This is a genomic window from Acinetobacter sp. YH1901134 (assembly GCF_013416965.1).
GTDB classification, from domain to species: domain Bacteria; phylum Pseudomonadota; class Gammaproteobacteria; order Pseudomonadales; family Moraxellaceae; genus Acinetobacter; species Acinetobacter amyesii.
The window spans coordinates 22006-44046 of record NZ_VPEW01000015.1; the positions used below are offsets into that span (position 1 = coordinate 22006).

22 protein-coding genes are annotated in these 22041 nt (G+C 40.4%); 3 read left to right on the forward strand and 19 right to left on the reverse strand.

Annotated elements, in window-relative coordinates; all coding sequences use genetic code 11:
• Positions 1-21 precede the first annotated feature (21 nt).
• The 4 genes from FTV50_RS13755 to FTV50_RS13770 all read right to left on the reverse strand — a co-directional run bounded on the left by FTV50_RS13755 (position 22) and on the right by FTV50_RS13770 (position 2683).
• Positions 22-1470: a hypothetical protein gene (locus FTV50_RS13755; RefSeq protein ID WP_180024742.1), complete on the reverse strand. Its 1449-nt coding sequence runs from the start codon at positions 1468-1470 to the stop codon at positions 22-24.
• A gap of 11 nt (positions 1471-1481) precedes the next feature.
• Positions 1482-1661 (reverse strand): hypothetical protein, encoded by a 180-nt coding sequence (locus FTV50_RS13760; protein WP_078189814.1) that lies wholly within the window; start codon positions 1659-1661, stop codon positions 1482-1484.
• 351 nt (positions 1662-2012) lie between these two features.
• Complete coding sequence (locus tag FTV50_RS13765) at positions 2013-2201, reverse strand: hypothetical protein (protein ID WP_111885834.1); 189 nt, start codon at positions 2199-2201, stop codon at positions 2013-2015.
• 233 nt (positions 2202-2434) lie between these two features.
• Positions 2435-2683: a glycine zipper domain-containing protein gene (locus FTV50_RS13770; RefSeq protein WP_218950747.1), complete on the reverse strand. Its 249-nt coding sequence runs from the start codon at positions 2681-2683 to the stop codon at positions 2435-2437.
• Positions 2684-2920: 237 nt separating this feature from the next.
• Between FTV50_RS13770 and FTV50_RS13775 the strand changes: the two genes are divergently transcribed.
• Complete coding sequence (locus FTV50_RS13775; protein WP_067761311.1) at positions 2921-3121, forward strand: dodecin family protein; 201 nt, start codon at positions 2921-2923, stop codon at positions 3119-3121.
• 75 nt (positions 3122-3196) lie between these two features.
• Here FTV50_RS13775 and FTV50_RS13780 read toward each other — a convergent pair whose 3' ends face one another.
• The 5 genes from FTV50_RS13780 to ompR all read right to left on the reverse strand — a co-directional run bounded on the left by FTV50_RS13780 (position 3197) and on the right by ompR (position 8774).
• A complete protein-coding gene (locus FTV50_RS13780; RefSeq protein WP_180024743.1) occupies positions 3197-3883 on the reverse strand; it encodes a DsbA family protein in 687 nt (228 codons plus the stop codon).
• Between the two features lie 148 nt (positions 3884-4031).
• Positions 4032-4451, reverse strand: a complete 420-nt coding sequence (locus FTV50_RS13785) for a GNAT family acetyltransferase (RefSeq protein WP_078189811.1) — start codon at positions 4449-4451, stop codon at positions 4032-4034.
• Between the two features lie 127 nt (positions 4452-4578).
• Positions 4579-6096, reverse strand: a complete 1518-nt coding sequence (locus tag FTV50_RS13790; protein WP_078192882.1) for an acetyl-CoA hydrolase/transferase family protein — start codon at positions 6094-6096, stop codon at positions 4579-4581.
• Positions 6097-6302: 206 nt separating this feature from the next.
• Complete coding sequence (locus tag FTV50_RS13795; RefSeq protein ID WP_180024744.1) at positions 6303-7763, reverse strand: ATP-binding protein; 1461 nt, start codon at positions 7761-7763, stop codon at positions 6303-6305.
• Between the two features lie 246 nt (positions 7764-8009).
• The gene (gene ompR / locus FTV50_RS13800; RefSeq protein WP_078189809.1) at positions 8010-8774 is read right to left on the reverse strand and encodes a two-component system response regulator OmpR; all 765 of its coding nucleotides are present in this window, start codon (positions 8772-8774) and stop codon (positions 8010-8012) included.
• A 335-nt stretch (positions 8775-9109) separates the two neighbouring features.
• Here ompR and FTV50_RS13805 point away from each other — a divergent pair, with 335 nt between their 5' ends.
• Entirely contained in the window at positions 9110-11470 is a 2361-nt protein-coding gene (locus FTV50_RS13805; RefSeq protein ID WP_180024745.1) for a Tex family protein, read from the forward strand.
• 39 nt (positions 11471-11509) lie between these two features.
• On the opposite strand, the gene FTV50_RS13810 is transcribed toward FTV50_RS13805, so the two are convergent.
• The 9 genes from FTV50_RS13810 to FTV50_RS13850 all read right to left on the reverse strand — a co-directional run bounded on the left by FTV50_RS13810 (position 11510) and on the right by FTV50_RS13850 (position 19653).
• Positions 11510-12556 carry a sensor histidine kinase KdpD gene (locus tag FTV50_RS13810; protein WP_180024746.1) on the reverse strand — a complete coding sequence of 349 codons (1047 nt, stop codon included), beginning with the start codon at positions 12554-12556 and terminating at the stop codon, positions 11510-11512.
• Between the two features lie 11 nt (positions 12557-12567).
• A complete protein-coding gene (locus tag FTV50_RS13815; protein ID WP_180024747.1) occupies positions 12568-13215 on the reverse strand; it encodes a hypothetical protein in 648 nt (215 codons plus the stop codon).
• A 135-nt stretch (positions 13216-13350) separates the two neighbouring features.
• Positions 13351-13665 (reverse strand): hypothetical protein, encoded by a 315-nt coding sequence (locus FTV50_RS13820; protein WP_180024748.1) that lies wholly within the window; start codon positions 13663-13665, stop codon positions 13351-13353.
• A 74-nt stretch (positions 13666-13739) separates the two neighbouring features.
• A complete protein-coding gene (locus tag FTV50_RS13825; RefSeq protein WP_180024749.1) occupies positions 13740-14819 on the reverse strand; it encodes a patatin-like phospholipase family protein in 1080 nt (359 codons plus the stop codon).
• Positions 14820-14925: 106 nt separating this feature from the next.
• Positions 14926-15333: a hypothetical protein gene (locus FTV50_RS13830; protein ID WP_180024750.1), complete on the reverse strand. Its 408-nt coding sequence runs from the start codon at positions 15331-15333 to the stop codon at positions 14926-14928.
• A 112-nt stretch (positions 15334-15445) separates the two neighbouring features.
• The gene (locus tag FTV50_RS13835) at positions 15446-17065 is read right to left on the reverse strand and encodes an AarF/ABC1/UbiB kinase family protein (RefSeq protein ID WP_111885633.1); all 1620 of its coding nucleotides are present in this window, start codon (positions 17063-17065) and stop codon (positions 15446-15448) included.
• 18 nt (positions 17066-17083) lie between these two features.
• Complete coding sequence (locus FTV50_RS13840) at positions 17084-17752, reverse strand: SCP2 domain-containing protein (protein ID WP_180024751.1); 669 nt, start codon at positions 17750-17752, stop codon at positions 17084-17086.
• Positions 17753-17768: 16 nt separating this feature from the next.
• Positions 17769-18713, reverse strand: coding sequence for a bifunctional demethylmenaquinone methyltransferase/2-methoxy-6-polyprenyl-1,4-benzoquinol methylase UbiE (ubiE, locus tag FTV50_RS13845; protein WP_078192823.1), 945 nt, complete (start codon positions 18711-18713; stop codon positions 17769-17771).
• Between the two features lie 226 nt (positions 18714-18939).
• Positions 18940-19653, reverse strand: coding sequence for a hypothetical protein (locus FTV50_RS13850; protein ID WP_180024752.1), 714 nt, complete (start codon positions 19651-19653; stop codon positions 18940-18942).
• Between the two features lie 205 nt (positions 19654-19858).
• Between FTV50_RS13850 and FTV50_RS13855 the strand changes: the two genes are divergently transcribed.
• Positions 19859-21277 (forward strand): phosphate--AMP phosphotransferase, encoded by a 1419-nt coding sequence (locus tag FTV50_RS13855; RefSeq protein ID WP_180024753.1) that lies wholly within the window; start codon positions 19859-19861, stop codon positions 21275-21277.
• Between the two features lie 141 nt (positions 21278-21418).
• Here FTV50_RS13855 and FTV50_RS13860 read toward each other — a convergent pair whose 3' ends face one another.
• Positions 21419-21940 (reverse strand): hypothetical protein, encoded by a 522-nt coding sequence (locus tag FTV50_RS13860; protein ID WP_180024754.1) that lies wholly within the window; start codon positions 21938-21940, stop codon positions 21419-21421.
• Positions 21941-22041: the final 101 nt, after the last annotated feature.

Here is a 22041-nt window from a genome sequence, read left to right on the forward strand (position 1 = left end):
CAAACTACAAAATAAATGCAATTAATCTTCGGTCATTTGCTTAAGTGCTTGATAAAGCGAAATCACATCAATGGGTTGAGGCAATTGTTGGATCACATTTTGGATACTTTGCCAATTTAAACCTTGCTGTCGATGGAGGATCAAATAGGGAAGGGCTTGTTCGGTACGCAAGAGTGCCATGCGTTTTTGACCGTGGATTAACCGTATTTTTTGACGTTCTTGTAATAATAACAACGGGGTATGTAGTGTCGGTTCAGGTTCATCAAAATGAATGAATTTTTGCGTATGAATTAACTGTGCCGGAATAAATGGATAATAGTCGTTTTGCGACCATATCATTTCAGCCTGCTGAGACTGTTGATAGAGCTGATCAGGTGCAGCACAGAGTTGCTCTAGATTGTCCCATGATAAGACTTTAATCGCAGCAAGTTCATGTTGATGTTGTTGGCAAAACAGCTGAGAGAGTCGAATGGCTTCCATTTGCGTTTGAGCACCAAACAACAAGAGATATTTGATGAAGCGACCTTCGGTATTGATTTGCTCTGCTAAATACAGTGGCTGGTTTTTCCAATCTGTACCATCTGTCGTATGCAATAGAACATCAAGTTGCGTTGTGAGTTCAGGCTGATCTATAAACTGCAATTCATACAAGGCCAATTGTGCATCGATGTTTTGCAGCTTTTGAATGCGAGCAGTGTATTGAGCGATTTGAACCTGTTCAGGAAGTTCAACGCTTGCCATTGTCGAGTTGAGATGTTCCTCTGATGGCGCATGTGTTGGCTGCTCAATTAGAACAAGAGGAGCGGTATCAGGTGAAGAAGGCTCCGGCTTATCCGTATTTGAGTTATCAAGCAACAGATCCACTTCATTGATTTGCTTATCGCGATGATCTAGATCGACAGATCCGTCTTTATTTATCGCTTCAATTGGCAGTAGGACATCCACACTTGCTGCAACACAGCTTGGTGCTGTGCTGACTTCGTCCTTTAGGCGTACGGCATGTAGACGTAGATCGATATCACTGATTAAACATTTATATAGCTGTTGTTGCTCAATTAACCAATCATAGCATTCACTGAAATTGCCCCATTCACTGAGTAACGCCGTGCGCTGTTTGGCTGGAATCATCCAAACTTGCCAACCTAACTCATGGTCATGCAGCAAGGCCCAACCCATCTCTGGATATTGATATAAAGCACTTTCGAGTGCAGCGTCATGGTTAAAATAGCCACGAAATAACCATGAATATGGCGTTTGTTTGGCAAATTCAGTGGCAGCCATCTGTGGTTCAGTTAATGCGCGATAACTTAATATTTGCTTTTGAAAAATTGGTTCATCGCATAAGGCAAAAATTTCATGAATCCGACGTTTAGAAAGCGCCGTTTCATAAAAACTTAAAGCACGATGTTCAAGTTGATGGGTGAGTACATGGATTTCTTTTATTAATTGTACTTTCTCTTGTAAATTCATTTGTCCGCTTCCTAAAGGACTTTTTGTGCTTTTTCTAAATATTTAGCCAATACAATATTGGTTGCAAGTTCTACTAATTTATATTCAGCCGAATTCGGGTTTCGATATGTATTGGCCAATTCAATCAGGCGTTCAATATCGATAACCTGCGGTGAAATTTTTCCTTGTATCAGTGCCTGAAGTTCTTGCATAGGACAATGTAAATTTAAAAATAAAGAAGTCGATTAGTTCATTTGATTATAGAGATTTCATTAAAAAAAACATGGAAATAAATGTCAGCTTCTACAAATTAAGCGTTAAATATGACAATTAATGCGCATTTTGTTTAAAAATAATACCAAATCATTAGCTTAAAGATAGGTTTTGCAAAAGATATAGCGGTATGGTTTGATCAATTTTTTTGAAGTCATCATCAGCGATCGAGCGCTTTTAGATGTTCATTTTTAATGTTAAGTAAAGAATAAAGCCCAAAGTAAAGGCACATAAAATAAAAAACCGATGGTGGGAGCCATCGGTTTTTTTTTGGAAAAATCAGCTAAAAATTAAGCTTTTTTTTCTGTGTTTGTTATAACTTCAGTTGTATCAGCAGCTGGAGCTTGGCTCTCTGCATTGGCAGTTTCAGCAGTCACAGCTTTTTTTACTGGAAAATCTGGTACATAAACGATTTGTGCAGAAACAGTTGCAGAAAGCGCCATCACAGCAACAGCCATAGCATATTTGATTGCGTTCATTTGTGTATTCCTATCAATCATTAGTGACTCAAAATTGAGTCAGGGAGAAAATTAATCACTTGAATTTATGTGAAAATAATATCAAAAAATAATCAATTAAAAATGATCGATTCGGCAACGCAAGATAAACGGTATGAATTTTTATTTATATAAAACAGTCTATTAGAGTTATTGCTCTAGAGCTTTTAGGGGCTGAGTGACAGCGTTGTATCACTCAGATATAGATGAAAAATCTATGAATGTTTGGCACATTTCTTTTCATAGACTTTGCCTGCGATACCCCCAATAATGGCACCGCTAATCGTACCAAAAACAGGCAAAATACTGCCTGCAACAGCACCGATCGCAGCACCTTTGACGGTCGGAGAAAAACGTGAGAGAAAGCTATTCTTCCCTGTTTGGGACTTGTTGGTGGTTGTTTGAGGGGTTGTATTGGTAGATAGTTCGGTTTCAGCAGAAGTTGCTTGAGGTTCAATAGTCATGACATTACTCCCGAGCATGATCGTTAGAAGAATGAAGCTTTTAGCCTAATCGGTAGTGGCCTTGGCTTACACAGAAAGCATGTAATAAATGATGGTCAGTTTGTAATCCACCGAAGTGGAATTCACTCCTGTGTAAGACATGTAATATTTTGCTGTTTTGATGTTTAAAAAAAAACCAAAATAAGTGACTTAATCATATGATGAAGATTCAAAATCATAACAATGAGGATAAATACAATGTCTGTTGCTAAAGTCGTTGAAGTAAATGCAAGTAGCACAAAAAGTTTTGAAGATGCGATCCAAACGGGAATTAATAAAGTCACTGAAACCGTAAAGAACGTTCAGGGTGCATGGATTAATGAACAAAAAGTTGTGGTGAAAGACAATAAAATTGCGGAATATCGAGTGAACTTAAAAATCAGCTTCTTGGTTGAATAAGTTTAGTTTTATTGAAGTTAAAAACTGATCAAAAAAATCCCCGAAGTTCGGGGATTTTTGTTTGAATACGCTGAATTATTTTTCATGCGTTTCACAGCTTTCATCATTACACACAGGTGTAGGAGCAAGCTCAGGAAGTTCCGCAGCTTTGTCCATCACTTGTTTAAACACGTCTTTCGGTTGAGCGCCTGCTAAAGCAATGCGTTGCTCAAATACAAAGAACGGTACACCCGTAACTTTAAGTTGATCGCGTGCTACTTCTTCGTCGTATTTGACGAAATCAGCAAATTCATCTGAGTCTAATAAGTCATCGACTTCAACAGGGTTTAGACCAATACGAGATGCAACGTCTTCTAAGGTTTCACGTTCACCAATGGCCAAGCCTTGCGTCATATAGCTATAGAAGAAAGCTTCTTTGGCTTCACTGCCGAGACCTTTGCTTTGTGCAAGATGAATCAAGCGGTGCGCGTTGAAAGTATTGCCTGAATTGGCTTTTTGCCAGTTAAATTCAATACCTTCAGCTTTCGCCATTTCGGCAATATTGCGCTGCATTTCTTCAACTTCTTCAATAGTGCGGCCATATTTTTGAGCTAGACGTTCAGTATTAGAAATTTCTAGACGAGCGGGCGCATCTGCATCAAGTTGATAGCTATGCCAAAACACTTCAAGCTCTACACCCGATTCTTCGGCAGCAGCTTCAAGGCGTTTTTTCGCAATATAACAAAATGGGCAAACCACGTCTGACCAGATATCTACACGCATGGGAAATCTCTTTTCTATGTTCTGGGAAAATGATGGGGGCAAATCCTAAAATTTAAAGCCAAGCAATGCAATCCATTTTTGTTTCGATGGCGCAATGTCGGTTTTTTTTGATTTTGTTACAAGGATTGAATGAAGATTTGTCGAACGATTAATCCGTGATTAAACGTTTACCCAAACAAATCACTTCAACCTCTTCATAGCCCAATTGTTCATAAAAATTTTGTACGTCAATGTTGTCTTGGCGAATCAGTAATTGAAGTTTTGGGCAGCCTAAAGCAATTAAGCGTTTTTCTAATTGCTGAATGAGGGCAGTAGCAACACCATTACGTTGAAAATGTGGATGCACGGCAAGATAATTGACCCAGCCTCGGTGTCCATCATAACCACCCATCACAGTTGCAATCAGTTGATCATCTTTGACTGCCAACAAGAACAATTGGTCGCGTTGCGCTAGTTTTCGAAATATATCAATTTCAGGATTATTCCATGGACGGGTCAGATCACACAGTTCCCAAAGTGCAATCACATCGTCTAAATCAGATTCGAGATAGGGGCGGATAATAAACATAATTTTTGTTTTAGCATGTAATTTGACCAATTTAGATTAGTCGAGTTTTGCAGACTTGATAAGTCATATTAAAAAATAAAAGCCATAAAAAAACGCTCCGAAGAGCGTTTTTTTAGTTCACTGTCAATTAAGCAGTTTTCACTTCAGGCTGAGCAGCTAACATATGGCCGTTCTCTTCGAAGTTGATGTGCCAAGACAATGCTTCACGTAGAAGGTGAGGTGTTTGACCACCTTTCGCACAAGCACGGTCGAAGTAATCATTTAATGCTGCACGGTAGCTTGGGTGTGCACAGTTGTCGATTACAGCACGAGCACGTTCACGTGGAGCAAGACCACGTAAGTCAGCAAGACCTTGTTCAGTAACCAAGATGTCAACGTCGTGTTCTGCATGGTCAACGTGAGAAGCAAATGGAACAACAGAAGAAATGTCGCCACCTTTTGCAATTGATTTAGTCACGAAGATCGCCAAGTGCGCATTACGTGCGAAGTCACCTGAACCACCAATACCGTTCATCATTTTTGTACCGCAAACGTGAGTTGAGTTCACATTACCGTAAATGTCAAACTCAAGTGCTGTGTTGATACCGATGATACCTAAACGACGTACAAGTTCTGGGTGGTTAGAAATTTCTTGTGGACGTAATACAAGTTTGTCTTTGTATTGTTCAAGGTTATTAAATACTTTTTCGCCATATTTCGCAGAAAGCGTAATAGAAGAACCTGAAGCAAATTTCATTTTGCCTGCGTCGATCAATTCAAATGTACAGTCTTGAAGTACTTCAGAGTACATGATCAAGTCTTCAAAGTTTGAATCTTTAAGACCAGTCAATACTGCGTTTGCAATTGAACCAATACCTGCTTGTAATGGACCTAGGTTTTTCGGTAAACGACCTTCAGCGACTTCTTTTTCAAAGAAAGCGATAAGGTGGTTTGCAATACCTTGAGTTTCATCATCAGGGGCAGTCACTGTAGATGGAGAGTCATGCAATTCGTTGTTAAATACGATACCTACGATTTTTGAAGGATCGATGTTGATTGCATGTGTACCAATACGTTCGTCAACATGAGTCAATGGAATAGCTTGACGTGTTGGACGATATGTTGGGATATAAATATCGTGTAAGCCTTCAAATGCTGGGCTTAAGTTGGTGTTGATTTCAACAATTACTTTTTCAGCAAAAATTGCGAAGCTTGCAGAGTTACCTACAGAAGTTGTAGGGATGATGCCACCATCTTCAGTGATCGCAACAGCTTCAATGATTGCTACATCAGGCTTTTTAAGCTGAAGGTTACGCATTTGTTCAACTGTTTCAGACAAATGCTGATCGATGAACATTACTTCGCCTTTGTTGATCGCTTTACGTAATGTATTGTCTACTTGGAACGGTAAACGACGAGCAAGAACACCTGCTTCAGTCAATTTTTTGTCCAAATCGTTACCCAAGCTCGCGCCAGTAATTAGGGTAATTTTAAGAGGATTAGCATGAGCCTGTTGAACCAACGCTAAAGGTACAGCTTTCGCTTCACCTGCGCGTGTGAAACCACTCATACCTACCGTCATACCATCCTGAATGAATTCAGCAGCTTTTTCTGCGCTGATAACTTTGTCGTGAAGGGCAGCTAAACGGATGCGATCTAAAGACATCATATACTCTCGTGAAATTCTCAAAACTGATACGGATTGTACCGATCAAAAAAGCCATTTTGCATCCCTGTTAGGCTAAGGTCTAATTTTTTGAAAAAATGTGGGTATAAGATTTTATTATGATTTCTAAGTTGATGAATAATAAAGTTAAAAATACCAATGATTAAGGATTGAACAAAACTGTTCGTTGCTTTTTTGAACGCTTGTTAAAAGCGTTCAGTTAAACTTTGCTTAATTTTTTCCAATGGGCTGTTGTTTAATATTTCATCATTTTCGAGTTTTTGCAGTGGTAAAGAAATGATCGCTTCGAGTCCACCTTCTGCTCGATTGTGAATTGAAAGTTGACCTTCGTGAATATCCACAATACGTTTTACAATGGCTAAACCGAGTCCACTGCCTTGAATGGTACGTGCATCATTACCACGTACAAAAGGTTGCATCAGGTCTTCAATTTGGTCTTCAGGAATCCCTTCGCCATTATCGGCAACGCGAATTTGAATATGGTCACCTTCATATTCGGTAGACAGTTCAATCGGCTCGGCACCATAGCGTTTTGAGTTATTGATTAAGTTGCCTATTAGTCGTTTTAAGGACAGGCTACGTGCTTGAATAATCGGTAAGTCTTGAGGTTCAAAGCGAATATCTAAAGGTTTAAATTGAATCACTAATTCCTGCAATAGCGCATTTAAATCAGTATCTTGCGGAACTTCATCAGAGCCATCTCGCATATACGAAATGAACTGATTCAGAATCGCATCCATATCTTCAACATCGTAAATCAGACCTTCTTTTAGGAAGTCATCATCAGGCATCATTTCTGCGCTGAGTCGAATACGGGTCAGCGGAGTACGCAAATCGTGGGAAATACCGGCCAACATGATGCGACGATCACGTTCAGTTTGTTCCAGCGTGTAGACCATGTGGTTAAAGGCTTGGTTTACTTCACGGATTTCTTGTGGCCCATGGTTGGTTTCTAAATAAGGAGCAGTGCCTTGTTTACTATAGTTGTTTGCCGCATCTTGTAAACGTTTTAGTGGACGGTTGAGCTGACGAACCAAGGTTAAGATAATGATGCCAGCAATCAGCGGAATACCCAATAACCAACCTAAAATCAGCTCTGCGCTATAGTTGGCATAGGTTTTTAAAGGCTCGCGAACCCAGTTGCCATTCATTTCTGGAGTTTGAATCCAGATGCGTGGGTCAGGTTTAAATTGGAAATACACGGTCGCATTATCAATGCGCATTTCTTTGGCCAGTTTCTTTTCAATTTGATTGGTAAAGAACTCTGCAATGACTTTGTCTTTGACATTGGGGAATTCTTTCGGATCGGTCACATATTCGATCCCGACACGGTTGCGCATCCAGTCGTCGACATCTACTTCGGCATTGTTATGAAAAATCCGTAAATCAGGATTGTTAATGATTTCAAGTTCGACCGCGAGGTAACGAGCATGTTGTTGAATTTCGGGTAAATAGAGTGTGCGCCAAAAGAACCATAAGGACATAAACAGGCTAAAAAACACCACAAATAAGACCAATACGGTGGTCCGCATGGCTGCAGAGCGGGGTTTGATTTTATCGAGGAAGCGTTCCCAAGGTGTCCGTTTTTTTTCGGAGTAGGTAACGTAGTCGGTAAATTCCTGTGGATCGATGGGTTCGAGTTTCACGCAGAATCCTTTAAGCAAATTTTTTGAAAGGCAGTTTTTATTCTTTGCGATGGAATCTTACTGCTGGAACGTTCTTCGGGAGGAGTTCGTTATGTTACTTTTTAAAAAAGTAACCAAAATTTTTGCCATTCGCTGAACTCGCGCACATTACTTTTATTCATTCAATTTCAAGTGGCTCGGACAGCAGCGAATGGCATTTCCGGACATGAGGTACGGTGACTCGATTCTCAGGTCTTATTTTATGACTTATTCAGCACCATCTGGAACAAAGACATAACCTACGCCCCAAACGGTTTGAATATAGCGCGCACGTGCCGGGTTTTCTTCAACCAAACGACGTAGGCGAGAAACTTGAACGTCAATTGAACGCTCCATAGCACCCCATTCACGACCACGAGCAAGATTCATTAACTTGTCGCGTGTCAGTGGTTCACGAGGGTGTTGAACTAATGCTTTGAGTACGGCAAATTCACCCGTTGTTAATGTGACGACTTGACCTTCACGGGTTAATGTACGAGTAGACAGGTCGAGTGACCACGGACCAAAAGACACCACTTCCATTTGTTGGCTTGGTGCGCCCGGAACTTCACGCACTTGGCGACGTAGGACCGCACGAATACGAGCTAATAGCTCATTCGGGTTAAATGGTTTTGGTAAATAGTCATCTGCACCGGCTTCAAGTCCTGCAATACGGTCTGAATCGCTACCACGAGCGGTCAGCATAATGATCGGGGTATCGATGCTAGATTGGCGCAGACGGCGGCAAATACTCAAGCCATCTTCAACAGGCAACATAAAGTCGAGCACAATCAGGGAAAAGAGTTCCCGCTGCAACAGACGATCCATCTGAGTCGCATCATGTGCGGTTTTGACCACAAAACCTTTATCTTCTAGGAAGCGTTGTAAGAGGGTGCGTAGACGCACATCATCATCGACAACCAGAATGCGTTCGACTCGGTCGGTTTCGGCTTGTACGGCATCTGTTTTTTCAGCTGGTACAACTAAACTCATGACGTGCTCCTTATTCTTTATTGTCATCGTAAACAAAAAGTCGATTTCACTTGAGTATACGATTCATTTATATAAATTTACTATGCTCTAAAGCAACAAATATTGCAGTTAAAATCAAGACATAGATACCAAATGTATACATGTTGTTCGAATCAGTTTGCTTGTCTAAGTCTCGCTAATTTGCTGTTTCATAGTCAGTTTCGTAAAAAAATGTGTATTTGAGATGAATTGGCATTAAAAACCACGAATAAATTTATAAAAACAATTGTGGATTTTATGGTCTTGGTCTTTATAATCATGGCTTTTAGAACTTATCCTTGCAGGGATCTAATACGATGACTGACTTAGTTCAGCAGTTGGCAAAAGAAATTGCCGTACGTCCAAATCAAATTGAAGCTGCCATCAAGCTCATTGATGAAGGTGCCAGTGTTCCATTTATCGCACGTTACCGTAAAGAAGTGACGCAAGGTCTGGACGATACTCAATTACGTCAGCTCGATACACGTCTGACTTACCTGCGTGATTTATTTGAGCGCCGTGAAAAGGTAATCGAATCTCTAAAAGAACAAAACAAGTTATCTGATGACTTACTTGCTCGCGTGAATGCAGCAGAAACTAAAAATGCTTTAGAAGAGATTTACGCGCCGTACCGTCCAAAACGTACCAGTAAATCATTTAAAGCCAAAGAAGCGGGTTTAGGCCCAATCGCTGAAAAAATCTTTAATGAAGCGGTTGATCCAACCGAAGCTTTAGCTGGTTTTAGTCATGAAGATTATGCTGATGTTGAAAGCCAATTAGACGCGATTCAACACATTTTAATTGATGACTGGGCACAAAATATTGCATTAACCACTGAGCTAAAAGCGACATTTGCGAAAACTGCAGTGTTGAAAAGTTTAGTTGCAAGTGATGAGAAAAAGGAAGTCGGTAAAAAATTCCGTGATTACTTCGATTTTTCTGAAAGCTTAAACAAAGTCCCTTCACACCGTTTACTGGCGATGCTCCGTGGCCGTCAAGAAAATGTCTTGGGCTTAAAAGTCGATGGTGAAGATGAAGCACCATTGGTTCGTATTGAAACTGAATACAATATAGAAACAGCTCAGCCACAAGCGCGTGCAGATTTTTTAAAACAAACTGCAAAATTGTTCTGGCTCGGTAAAGTTCGTCCTGCGATTGAACATTCATTATTGACTGAAAAACGTTTGGCTGCTGAAGCTGAAGCGATGGATGTCTTTGCTGAAAATCTACGTCATTTATTACTTTCTGCTCCTGCAGGCGCGCGTACCACTCTGGGTGTTGACCCTGGTATCCGTACGGGTGTGAAATTGGCTGTTGTCAATGCATCAGGTGATGTACTTGCACACAGTACTATTTACCCGTTTGCCCCGAAAGAAGATAAAGCTGGTTCAGTTGCTGAACTTGCGCGCCTTTGCCGCGAATTCAATGTTGAATTAATTGCGATTGGTAATGGTACTGCAAGCCGTGAAACTGAAGCGGTTGTGGCCGAAATGATGGCTGCGAATACGGATTTGAATTTGATTCGTGTGTCTGTCTCTGAAGCGGGTGCATCTGTTTATTCAGCATCTGAATTGGCATCTCAAGAATTGCCAGAGCTAGATGTATCTATTCGCGGTGCAGTGTCGATTGCTCGTCGTTTACAAGATCCATTGGCGGAGCTTGTGAAAATTGATCCGAAATCGATTGGTGTAGGTCAATACCAACATGACGTGAACCAAACAGGTTTAGCAAAAACACTAGAAGCAGTAGTTGAAGACTGCGTGAACTCAGTTGGTGTAGATGTGAACACAGCATCATCTGCAATCTTGGGTTATATCGCGGGTTTGAATAAATCAATTGCACAGCAAATTGTGGATTACCGTAAAGAAAATGGTCGTTTTGACAACCGCCAAAGTTTGAAAAAAGTTCCTCGTTTAGGCGAGCGGACCTTTGAACAAGCAGCAGGTTTCTTACGTATTCAAGATGGTTCTGAACCATTGGATGCTTCTGCTGTTCACCCTGAATCTTATGGTTTAGTAGAAAAAATTGTGGCAGCGAAAGCAACCACAGTCAAAGATATTATTGGTAATACTGAAATTATTCGCCAAGTAAACGCCGAAGAATTTGTGAATGACCAATTTGGTCTACCGACAATTCAAGACGTTTTATCTGAACTTGAAAAACCAGGCCGTGACCCACGTCCAGAGTTCCGCACGGCTAAATTCCGTGAAGACATCACAGAAGTGGCGCAGTTGACTGAAGGTTTACAGCTTGAAGGTGTGGTTACTAATGTAACCAACTTCGGTGCATTTGTTGATGTAGGTGTTCACCAAGACGGTTTAGTTCATATTTCAGAGCTTGCAAATGAATTTGTGGCAGATCCACATAAAGTGGTGAAACCAGGTCAAATTGTTCAAGTTCGTGTACTAAATGTCGATGTTGAACGTAACCGTGTCAACTTGTCTATGCGTGCAGAAGGTGCTGCTGCAGCGAAACCACAACGTCAACCACGTCGTGACAATGCGCAGCAAGAACAACGTGGTGAGCGTAAGCCACATGCGAAACGTCCACAGCATGCTCGTCCGCAAGGCGACCGCCCACAAGGTCATAAAAAACCTCAAGCAGCGAAACCACAAGAAAATAAAATTGGTGGTTTAGGTGCGTTGTTATTACAAGCAGGGATTAAAGGTTCGAAGTAATCTTTAAGTTCTAAAAAAACCTCCCTAATGGGAGGTTTTTTATCTTTGATATTTTAATGTCACAATGAATGGGGCAAACCAAATATCCTGAAATATAAATTTAGAGCTTTTATCACTTTTTATATCGATTTCAATGTTATGACTATCACAAATCAGTTTGACAAAAAAAAGTCCATATCCGCCACCTTCACTATTAAAAGTTGATGCATTAAGTCCTCTATACTTTTTGATATATATTTTCTCAAGCTCTTCTTGTGTAACAAGAGGTCCAACAGAGTTAATTACAACTTCTGTCCAAAAGTTCGTTTTTTCAGTAAAAGTAACTTCCACTTCAGAATCTCTTGGAGAATATTTAATAGCATTTTCTAGAAGTAAGTAGGGTAAAAAATCAAATACTTGATCTGCGTTTAAAGTTAAATGAGATGCACCTTTTTTATTGATTTTAATTTTTTTTTCACGGGCGTAGCTAGCTAGGCATTTTATAGCTTTATCGAACTTTTTATATATGCCAATTTGATTTCTTGGTCTGTTTCTTATTAGATCTGGATTTTTTTCAATATCAAATATATTTAACCTAGTAGAAATAAGAGAACTACATGCAAATATATTTTGAAATTTATCTTGTAAATCGAATTTAGCTGAATCGTTTAAGAATAGTTCCTCACATATACGTTTTATTTGTTGATTAAATTTACGAATTTCATGTATCGAAAAATCGACTAAATCAGAGTCCTTATCATTAAGGAATGACTGATTAAGGTCAATTCGATTTAATTTAGTAATTGATTCTAAAAAATAACTTTCTGGAATTGTAGGGACATATCCATCTATTTTCTTAGGATGATAATTATTTTGTACTCTGATTCCACTATAAATTTTATTAGTTAATGGGTCTACGTAAGTTGTAAAGCTATATGGGCAAGAATGAAACCCTTTAATATTTTTAATTCCTTCATAAAATTTTTTACATGTTTTTTTCCCAGAATTAATATTACAAAAACGTGTTTTTTTAAAAAATATACCATCATGTAACACTTGTTGTTCAATTTCCCATTCAGGAAAAGGGGATAAAGATATTTCATCCATAAAAACTTTCCTTATGTGAGTAATAAAAATATTGAGCTTGCCGTTAAACTTTGTAAAATTGCCCTAACATCACTATTAACATTAATTTCAGAGATAAAATTACTAAAATTAATTTTATCTTTATTAACAATTGCTTTGATAAATTCTTGCTCTATTTGGGCTATTGTAAATGCATCTAGGTTATTGTTATTAAGATATTTTTTTGTGCTTTGCCACACACGCTCAGGATAGGCTAGATCCTGAATTAAGGTATCTAATACATCAACCCAAGTTTCTAACTCTGTATCTTTATTTAGAGATTTATCACTTAAGGTAAAATATTTATTGAATTCGGGGTTAAATTGACTCCCTGAAAAGGCGATTACTTTTTTAAATGGATAGCGTTTTTTTATTTCACTTATTATATGCCCACCTTCAAATTTTGAACCAAATGCTTTACCTACCCCAATAATGTCACAGACGATAAGGTCATACGCTTCCACAGCATTTATATCTTCAATATCAGAAACTACTTTTAAATTAAAATCATGATTTTTGAGTAAGTGCTCATATTGAAAACCTTGATCGTCAATACATAAAATTTTGAATTTATTTCTATCTATAGTTTCAATTGAACCAACTCTTAAGTCAGAAATATCAAATTTTTTTTGAATTTTCACATTTCTTTTAAAGAATCCAAACATATTTAAAAATTCTAATTTTCAATTTCTTAATTATATGTTTAATCAAATTTTATGCAATAAAAACCTCCCAATTGGGAGGTTTTTTATTGCTGAATATCAGCAGTAAATGACTTAGCGAATCATTGGAACAATCCAACTGGTAATAATCAGCAAAATACCAAAATGTCCCATCTTACGGGTCACATAAACCAATTTAGATGGTGGTTGTTCCAGTTGTTTCGCATAATCTTCAATACTAATGCCTTGTTTCGCATTAGAAGTGAAGAGAAACACCGCTAAATCAATACAGATTAGAATTGTACCTACATCGGCAACGACTTCCATTAAATCGTATTGACCACTGATGAGAGCTGTAGAAACTTGATAGCCAAGGAAGAGTGCAAAAGCGACGCAGGCATACTGCAAAACAATTAAAAATATTCGCATAAATCTTAACTAACATACTGACCTAAATAATCTAACGGTATTATAACGCCCATTTGTACAGAATACTGTAACGCTTAAAGTGCTTGCATAAACGCAGGGAAATTCTGCTTTTCAACCAACTCCAAAAACTCATCGCCCATACGCTGACTTTCAGCCACACATTGATTCCACATGTTAATGCGTTGTTGGTTGTCTAAGCCTTTGAGGGTAAAGTCTTTACGATCAGGCAGTCGGCCAAGCGGCAAGCTTGCAAGGTACTCTTGTGAAGGTGATAGTAACAGGGTACGCGCTTGATTGTCTGGATTAGCCTGACGTTTAAATAATTTATCAAACCAACCGGGGGTGATGCTATCTGTGAAATGTGGATATAGTACGATGCCTTGACTTTGGAATGGCAGGTCAATGTGATAGTCGATTAGGCCGCCATCGCGGTAACTGCCTTGTGGTGCATCAGGGATATCACGGATCGCGGCCATAACACCAGGAATAGATGCAGATGCCATAAGCCACGGCATGACACTATTTTGAGTCAATGCATGATAATGCGTGGTAAAGCCATCATCCGCCACGGTAAATTGATGACCTGACACAGGCTGACTAATCACACGCTGCATGAAATAACGACTGTGTTTACGTGCAAGCGCTGTCGTTCCCACGATCCCTGCGACAGAAGCTAACAGCGGCAGGGCTTTATCACTTTGGAAAATATGCTGAGCTTTGACTGAAAGCACAGTGAGGTGATAATCAGGATGATTAACCAGTGCAGCTTCTTGACCTTGAATCAAATCGATCAGCATGCCACGACACACATCGCTGACTTCTTGACGGCTCATCTTTTTATGAAAGCTCAGATTGGTATACAGCTCAGAGAGGCGTTTCGTGCCTTCGATAGCTCCCCAAGCAGCAATACTGGCAAAGCGCCAACTGCCAATCGATGAACCAATTAAAGTACGCTTTTGTTGCGCACGTGGCAAAAAGTCAGCAAAAATCGCCTGATCTAAACCTTGAATACCAATGCCTTTCGGGCCACCAGCAGCACCGGGCAGGATATCCACTTGAGCGGCGTTTAAACCTTCTTGTTCAATCAGTTGGCGTGCTAAATGGCCAGCACGGATATTGAGCGCAGGCGGTTTTTTTTGCAAAATTTGAGTCATGGCAGTCGCTTAAAGTACAGTCGTAGAATTATTCTAGTGCGTTTTTGCACAGACCCAATGGCTGAAACTTACGACAAATGACTTCTCAGTCATATCAGGGCACCGCTCACGAATGCTGTAATAATTGTTCATTATGCCGATGCAATTGAAACAAACTGAGGCAGACGATTGCCCATGTCGCCATTGGAAAGACCGCCCAAGCAAATAGGTTAATGATAAAAATCACGGCCCCAGCTAATAACCAATAATTTAACCCGGCCATCAGTTTTTGCTGTGGCAAACAAAGCAGGAATATACAGGGAAGTGCATTAAAGAGAATGATCCACCAAAATGCAGCGCTATGCTGCATCCGATACATGGTGGTGTTGGCTGTCGGTTGCCAGTTCAGAAAAGATAAGTGCAAATTCAATTGAACCAACACATCGAGCAGGGTCGAAAAACTATACAGCAAGGCTGTTGCACATGCTCGGAGTAGATTTCGACCATACAGTACCCCTAAATAACTGTATGACATGGCGTTCAGCCTTATTTAATTTTTTGAATTTTTTGTTTTTATAGCTTTAAGCCCTTTATTGTCAAAGGGCTTAAACGAGCTATGGATACAACATATTATTTAAATACAAAGATTATTTAAACACACGCCAAATGGCAAGTAAGCTTGAAAGTGCAATTAATACGATGGAAACGTACCATGGCGCAATTATCGCAATGGAGAGGAAGATGGCCATAACACTGCCAAAGACCCAACTACGCTTTTGCTGATGTTCCATTTGCAAGCGCATGCTTTGCAGTTCATTCAGTTGTTTGGCATGCCAAGCCGACTGATTTTTTAAACCATTCAGACTGTCGATCATCAGCGTTGGTAAATCTTGCGCACCTAAAAGTAAGTCTGGAATTTTTTGTCCGAGTTCTTTTAAGTTTTTCTGAGGATTCATTTGCGCTTTAATCCAATCGGTGAGGATTGGTTTTGCTAAACTCCAAATATCCAATTCAGGATAGAGATCAGTTCCTAAGCCTTCGACATGGACCAAGGTTTTGAGCAGCAACATCAGTTGTGGCGGAATCTCTAAATGGAAACGACGCGCAATATCCATCACTTGAATCAGAATGCCGGCGAAGTCCAATTCATGCATTGGTTTAGAGACCATTGGGCCAACTGTGCGACGCATTTCACGTGCTAAGGCATCTTGATCTGTACCCGGTGGAATCCAACCCGCTTGATGCACGATTTGAATCAGCTGCATAAAGTCGCTGTTCATAACCGCAAGTAGCATGCGTGCTACGGTCATTTGGTCGTGCTTTGAAAGCTCACCCATAATCGCGCAGTCCAAGGCAATAAAGCGTGGATTGCTAGGATTGATGGTTTCGACGAAGACATTCCCCGGATGCATATCGGCATGGAAGAAGTTGTCGCGGAACACTTGGGTAAAGAAAATGGTGAGCCCTTTTTCGGCTAAATCTTTACGATCCATGCCTAAACGGTCAAAAGTCGCAATATCTGAAATAGGCACACCGGTAATACGTTCTTCGACCATGACATCACGGCTGTCCATATAGACTTCAGGCACGTACATCATGCTTGAACCAGTGAAGTAATGACGCATACGACGGGTGTTATCCGCTTCTAAAGTCAAATCCAACTCATTGAGAATAATTTGACGGTAGTCCTGAATAATTTCAGATAAATGCAGGGCACGAGCGGCTTCTAGACGTTTTTCAAGGAACTGACCAAGCCACTCTAATATTTCAAAATCTTCCAGAATTTGATTGCGAATATTTGGGCGAGTCACTTTTACCACGACTTCACGGCCATCATGCAGGGCTGCAGTATGCACTTGTGCAATAGATGCTGCTGCTAAAGGCTGCTCGTCAAAGCGTGCAAATAAGGTATTCACATCCGCTTTGAGTGATTCCTGAATACGCATTTTGGCAACGTCATTCGAAAAAGGTTTTACACGGTCTTGTAGTAGTACCAATTGCTGTAAAACTTCAGGTGGAATCAAGTCACGACGGGTAGACAGTAATTGCCCCATTTTAATGGCCAGCGGGCCCATCTCTTCCATGGCTTCTTTGAGCTTGAGCGGATTTTTACGCTCGCGGCTTGACCATGCCGCAGGGTGCATGCGAATGAGAGAAAGAATATGACGGGCTTTTTCCGGTAATTCTTCCGCAGGAAACAACGTGTCGAGTCTATAGTGCGCAGCGATGCGCCAAAGGTCGAGTAAACGTGAAACGTGCGGAATCATATGTGCAATTACCTAGTCTTAAGTGTTGTCTTGTAATGAGTCAATTTGGCTATGCAGTTGCTGAATTTTTGCTTCTGCACGGTCCAGATTTTGATTCAAAATTCGTGTGTCTTGATTCAGGTCATCCATCTGCCAACGTGGGGCAAACAAGCCAGAATCTTCTTTTAACGCGTCTTCAGCAAAGAACAAATGGCTTTGTAAAGTACGTTTGAGATATTTGGGGGCAAGTTGCAACTTACCAATTTCATGCGCAAGGCTTGGACCTATCCAAGGGCTTAAATGCGAAGCTAAATCGGGCTCAGCTTGCTGCATAATGCGTTGGATATCCTGCAATAAATGATAATCACCTTGCAATGGGATATTGCCGACATCTTCAGCCAACAGCAGTTTAAGGAGCTCGACGACCGTTTTGACATGCAAGGTCGCTGTTGCTTCGGTCGTACTTGACTGCTGCTCGTAAGGGCGTTGCTCAAAGATAGATGCGGTTTCAGAGTGTCCTGTTGGCGTCGGTTCTAAGCGAACTTTCTGATTGTCAAAAAACACATCCACCGACAACTGTGGTGAGTCGATCACCACACGAAGCATTTTGCCTTGCAATTCATTCAGTTGGATGCGAGTAATAGCATCCAGATCAATGAAATGATGAATTAAGCGTTCAACTGCACCAAGTGCGAGAATCGACCACATAGTTCAGCCTGCAGTATTAAAGTTTGAAACCACGATGTACGGCTACGATACCACCCGTTAAGTTGTGATAATCACAGTTTTGGAAGCCTGCATTTTCCATCATACCTTTAAGAGTACGTTGGTCTGGGTGCATACGAATTGATTCTGCAAGGTATTTATAACTTTCAGAGTCATTTGCTACGATTTTTCCCATAATTGGTAATGCAGTGAATGAGTACAAGTCATACAGTTTTGAGAATGGTTCAAATACAGGTTTAGAGAATTCTAAAATCAGTAAACGACCACCTGGCTTAAGAACGCGGTACATTGCAGCAAGAGCAGCATCTTTGTCAGTCACGTTACGTAGACCAAATGAAATGGTCAATAGGTCAAAACTGTTGTCTGCAAAAGGTTCTAAAGTTTCAGCATTAGCCAAAACGAAATCGACATTGGTACAACCAGCATCAATGAGGCGGTCACGACCGACATTGAGCATCGATTCGTTAATGTCTGAAAGCACCACATGACCTGTCGGACCAACTTCACGACTGAACACTTTAGCAAGGTCACCTGTACCGCCTGCAATATCCAGTACGTGCTGACCGCGACGAACACCTGACATGTTAATGGCAAAACGTTTCCATAGACGGTGAATACCAAATGACATTAAATCATTCATGATGTCGTATTTTGCAGCCACTGAGTGGAAAACTTCCGCGACTTTTTGCGCTTTGTCTTCGCTGCTCACGGTCTGATAACCAAAGTGTGTGGTTGGCCCAACATTACCTGTGTTCGCGCCACGTGGCAGATTATATTTGGGTACTGAACCTGTCACAGGTGTGTCGGTCAGACGTTGTTCTAAAGATTGTTGCTGACCTTGCGCTGTCCCTTGTGGTAAAGGTTCAGTTAAGAATGGACTCGCTTTGTCTGTATTTTGTGCCGACTCAGGTGTAGGGACAGGCGTTTGATTCTCGTTAGACATTAGAGTCACTCCTAACTTATAAATAGGGTTAATGTTGCTTTGCAAGCATGATGACAGATTCTCTGTTGTTATACAGCAGTCATTTGCATTTGTTGTGAATAATATACAGAAAAAATAAGGGGCTGCTGTAATTGCTTTGCAAAACCCCTATAAAAAATCTGAATTCAGCCTTGAACGCCCTGTTTGTTTTATATCAAATGTGGGCTGAATGGGGATGATAATTTTGTTAGGCCGCAGGCTGAAACGGGTTAGGGTCTCCAGCATGTACACGGTCAATGATTTGACGTTCTACAGTGGTAAATTCACGCACAAATTTTTCTGCTGACTTAAGTGGTTTCATTGCGAGAAAGCCATCTTGCATAAAGTCATACATCACTTCGAAGTTATATTTTATTGCTGCACCTTTGCACATCTTAAAGGCGGTATAGACCATAAATGAGCGCATATATTTATCTAGATTACGACCTAAATCGTCCAATAGTTGCAGCTGTAACATACGGTCCTTGCCCTGATCGAGCTTAAGATAAGTCTGGCGCATCATTTCATCGGTTAAGGTCAGATTGGATGGATAATCTTCTAATAATTGCATGGCCACTTGTTCATCAAGCTGTACGGCTAAAATGGCAAGTTGTACGCCCGAAGTACCAGTCTTTATAGCATTGTCTGGAATCAATTTTTCAGCTTTGTGTGCATAGCGCGTGAGACGAGCAATTTGTGCTGCTAATGCATCAAAATCAGGACCGCCATATAAACGATTAATAAAATATTCAGACATCAGCACATTGTGTTTTTCAGCAAATTGTACGGCATGAGTGCGTTGCATACGCTGTTTTTGCCACTGCTGGACATCTTGTAAACGCTGTAAAATTTCTGGCTTTTTGTGGTAGTTCAACTGGTAATACAGCTCAAGTAAATCATCTAATACTGCAAGTTTGGACATTGAGTGTCTCAATTATTTTTTAGATGTTTGAATCTTAGTGGGTGTTGTAGCTTAGGGCTATGACAAAGTGACGAAATTATAGGTTAATCTGAGTCAGTTTGTTGCAGAAATGGTCATATTTTGCATTTCAGCATATACATGAAAGCATTGTTGTGTGATGAACGGCATGGTTATACTCAAAACAGAATAAAACCAAGGGTCCGCCATGAGCTTAAAAGAAACAGAATTTCAATTGATGGATGAAGAACAACTCTCGGTTGAGCTAATTGAAGCGCAATATCAACTGAAAAATACCAGCCGTCAGCCTAATGCCAAAAGCGTGTTGATTTTAGTCAGCGGAATAGAGCTTGCGGGTAAGGGGGAGGCCGTCAAACAGCTCCGTGAATGGGTCGATCCACGTTACTTAAGGGTGAAAGCGGATGCCCCGATCATATTTAATCCAAAACAAACCTTTTGGCAGTCTTATGCACGGTTTATTCCTGCCGAAGGGCAAATTATGGTGATGTTTGGAAACTGGTACAGTGACCTACTCAGTACCGCCATGCATGTGTCAAAACCTTTGGATGAAACCTTATTTGATGAATATGTCGAGAACATGCGGGCTTATGAACGAGACCTAAAAAATAATCATGTCGATGTGATTAAGGTCTGGTTCGATTTATCTTGGAAATCTTTACAAAAACGTTTGGATGAAATGGACCCAAGTGAAGCGCGTTGGCATAAATCGCATGGTTTAGATTGGCGCAATAAAAAACAATATGACAACTTGCAACGTTTACGTCAGCGTTTTAGTCATGACTGGATCATTATCGACTGTGAAGATGAGCAAGTCCGTGATCAGCAATTTGCACAGTATATTTTACGCACTTTAAAACATTGTCCAACACATGAAACTAAAGCGGTAGGGCGTTGGAAACAAGCCAAAACACCACAGGCTTTATTGGAGCCAAGTACAACCGTCGCTGATGAAGCCGATTATAAAAAAGAATTAAAAAAATTAAGCCGTAAGGTGGCTGAAGCTTTACGTTTTGATTCACGCAACGTGGTGATCGTGTTTGAAGGGATGGATGCCGCAGGGAAAGGCGGAGCAATTAAACGTATTGTTAAAAAGTTAGACCCACGCGAATATGAAATTCATACCATAGCAGCACCTGAAAAATATGAACTACGCCGTCCTTACTTATGGCGCTTTTGGAATAAAATTGTCCCTGAAGAGAAAATCACGATTTTTGATCGCAGTTGGTATGGTCGTGTTTTGGTTGAGCGGATTGAAGGATTTGCTAATACCGTTGAATGGCAGAGGGCATACGATGAAATTAATCGCTTTGAAAAGGATCTATATAACAGTCAAACGGTTGTCATCAAGTTCTGGTTAGCCATAGATAAGGATGAGCAAGCTGCAAGGTTTAAAGCTCGAGAAGAAACCGCACATAAGCGTTTTAAAATTACTCCAGATGACTGGCGGAATCGTGACCGTTGGGATGACTATCTCAAAGCTGCTGCAGATATGTTGCAACGCACGAATACAGAATATGCGCCGTGGCATGTGATTGCGACCAATGATAAGCATAGTGCTCGTTTACAAGTGCTAAAAACGATTTTAGCGCAGTTGAAAGCAGATTGATTTTATGAAAAAAGCCACGCAATTCGTGGCTTTTTTCTTCATTTTCAAAACTCGCTCATTTTCAGATTTACTTCATCTTTAGATCTATGGTCTAAATCACTTTGATTCTTAAATCTTGTTGATGCGCTAGACATCGTTTCGTTAACCATTGTTAGGCGTTGGGACAGGTTGGTTCGGAAATTTCTGTTGAATACGCTTCGCCAATTGGTAGCTTTCTTCTACATGGGTTTCAGCGACTTTTTTCATCACAATATAACCCAAACTGGCTGCCACCAATTGTCCACCTAATGGAATAAATTTAGTGACTTGTTTGGTAATATATTTTGCTGCAATGTTATTTAGCGATTTTTTCATGGCGGTTCGTGCAACCACTAAACCAGAAAATTCGACACCACGTTTACGCAGTTCAGTCCAATGAATTTGTTTGGTTTTTGGATCATACACACTAATTTGATCTGGCGCTAAACCAAAACGCGCATTAATTTCTGGAATGAGCTGTGACAAAATTCCGACATCAATCACCACATCCAAAAATGGCACAGGAATAATGGCTGCACCTGCTGAAAAATAAGCACGTTTTTTGACGAGCTCTAAGCATTCAGCGCGAATAATGTCCAGATTTAAGTTAGGGTCGATGGAATCAGGAATGTTATCAATTTTCATAAGCAGATACCCTTGATACTGGATTGGTTTTTTTCTCATAAAGTATCATTAAGATACTTGTTTAAAAGCATTTTTTGCAATCTATTCTCTTGTCAAAGTCG

What these genes read in the sequence shown, in the direction of transcription:
- FTV50_RS13755 (WP_180024742.1), bottom strand. Translation starts at nt 1,470, where the DNA reads ATGAATTTACAAGAGAAAGTACAATTAATAAAAGAAATCCATGTACTC.
- FTV50_RS13760 (WP_078189814.1), bottom strand. Translation starts at nt 1,661, where the DNA reads ATGCAAGAACTTCAGGCACTGATACAAGGAAAAATTTCACCGCAGGTT.
- FTV50_RS13765 (WP_111885834.1), bottom strand. Translation starts at nt 2,201, where the DNA reads ATGAACGCAATCAAATATGCTATGGCTGTTGCTGTGATGGCGCTTTCT.
- FTV50_RS13770 (WP_218950747.1), bottom strand. Translation starts at nt 2,683, where the DNA reads ATGACTATTGAACCTCAAGCAACTTCTGCTGAAACCGAACTATCTACC.
- FTV50_RS13775 (WP_067761311.1), top strand. Translation starts at nt 2,921, where the DNA reads ATGTCTGTTGCTAAAGTCGTTGAAGTAAATGCAAGTAGCACAAAAAGT.
- FTV50_RS13780 (WP_180024743.1), bottom strand. Translation starts at nt 3,883, where the DNA reads ATGCGTGTAGATATCTGGTCAGACGTGGTTTGCCCATTTTGTTATATT.
- FTV50_RS13785 (WP_078189811.1), bottom strand. Translation starts at nt 4,451, where the DNA reads ATGTTTATTATCCGCCCCTATCTCGAATCTGATTTAGACGATGTGATT.
- FTV50_RS13790 (WP_078192882.1), bottom strand. Translation starts at nt 6,096, where the DNA reads ATGTCTTTAGATCGCATCCGTTTAGCTGCCCTTCACGACAAAGTTATC.
- ompR (WP_078189809.1), bottom strand. Translation starts at nt 8,774, where the DNA reads ATGAGTTTAGTTGTACCAGCTGAAAAAACAGATGCCGTACAAGCCGAA.
- FTV50_RS13805 (WP_180024745.1), top strand. Translation starts at nt 9,110, where the DNA reads ATGACTGACTTAGTTCAGCAGTTGGCAAAAGAAATTGCCGTACGTCCA.
- FTV50_RS13810 (WP_180024746.1), bottom strand. Translation starts at nt 12,556, where the DNA reads ATGGATGAAATATCTTTATCCCCTTTTCCTGAATGGGAAATTGAACAA.
- FTV50_RS13820 (WP_180024748.1), bottom strand. Translation starts at nt 13,665, where the DNA reads ATGCGAATATTTTTAATTGTTTTGCAGTATGCCTGCGTCGCTTTTGCA.
- FTV50_RS13825 (WP_180024749.1), bottom strand. Translation starts at nt 14,819, where the DNA reads ATGACTCAAATTTTGCAAAAAAAACCGCCTGCGCTCAATATCCGTGCT.
- FTV50_RS13830 (WP_180024750.1), bottom strand. Translation starts at nt 15,333, where the DNA reads ATGTCATACAGTTATTTAGGGGTACTGTATGGTCGAAATCTACTCCGA.
- FTV50_RS13835 (WP_111885633.1), bottom strand. Translation starts at nt 17,065, where the DNA reads ATGATTCCGCACGTTTCACGTTTACTCGACCTTTGGCGCATCGCTGCG.
- FTV50_RS13840 (WP_180024751.1), bottom strand. Translation starts at nt 17,752, where the DNA reads ATGTGGTCGATTCTCGCACTTGGTGCAGTTGAACGCTTAATTCATCAT.
- ubiE (WP_078192823.1), bottom strand. Translation starts at nt 18,713, where the DNA reads ATGTCTAACGAGAATCAAACGCCTGTCCCTACACCTGAGTCGGCACAA.
- FTV50_RS13850 (WP_180024752.1), bottom strand. Translation starts at nt 19,653, where the DNA reads ATGTCCAAACTTGCAGTATTAGATGATTTACTTGAGCTGTATTACCAG.
- FTV50_RS13855 (WP_180024753.1), top strand. Translation starts at nt 19,859, where the DNA reads ATGAGCTTAAAAGAAACAGAATTTCAATTGATGGATGAAGAACAACTC.
- FTV50_RS13860 (WP_180024754.1), bottom strand. Translation starts at nt 21,940, where the DNA reads ATGAAAATTGATAACATTCCTGATTCCATCGACCCTAACTTAAATCTG.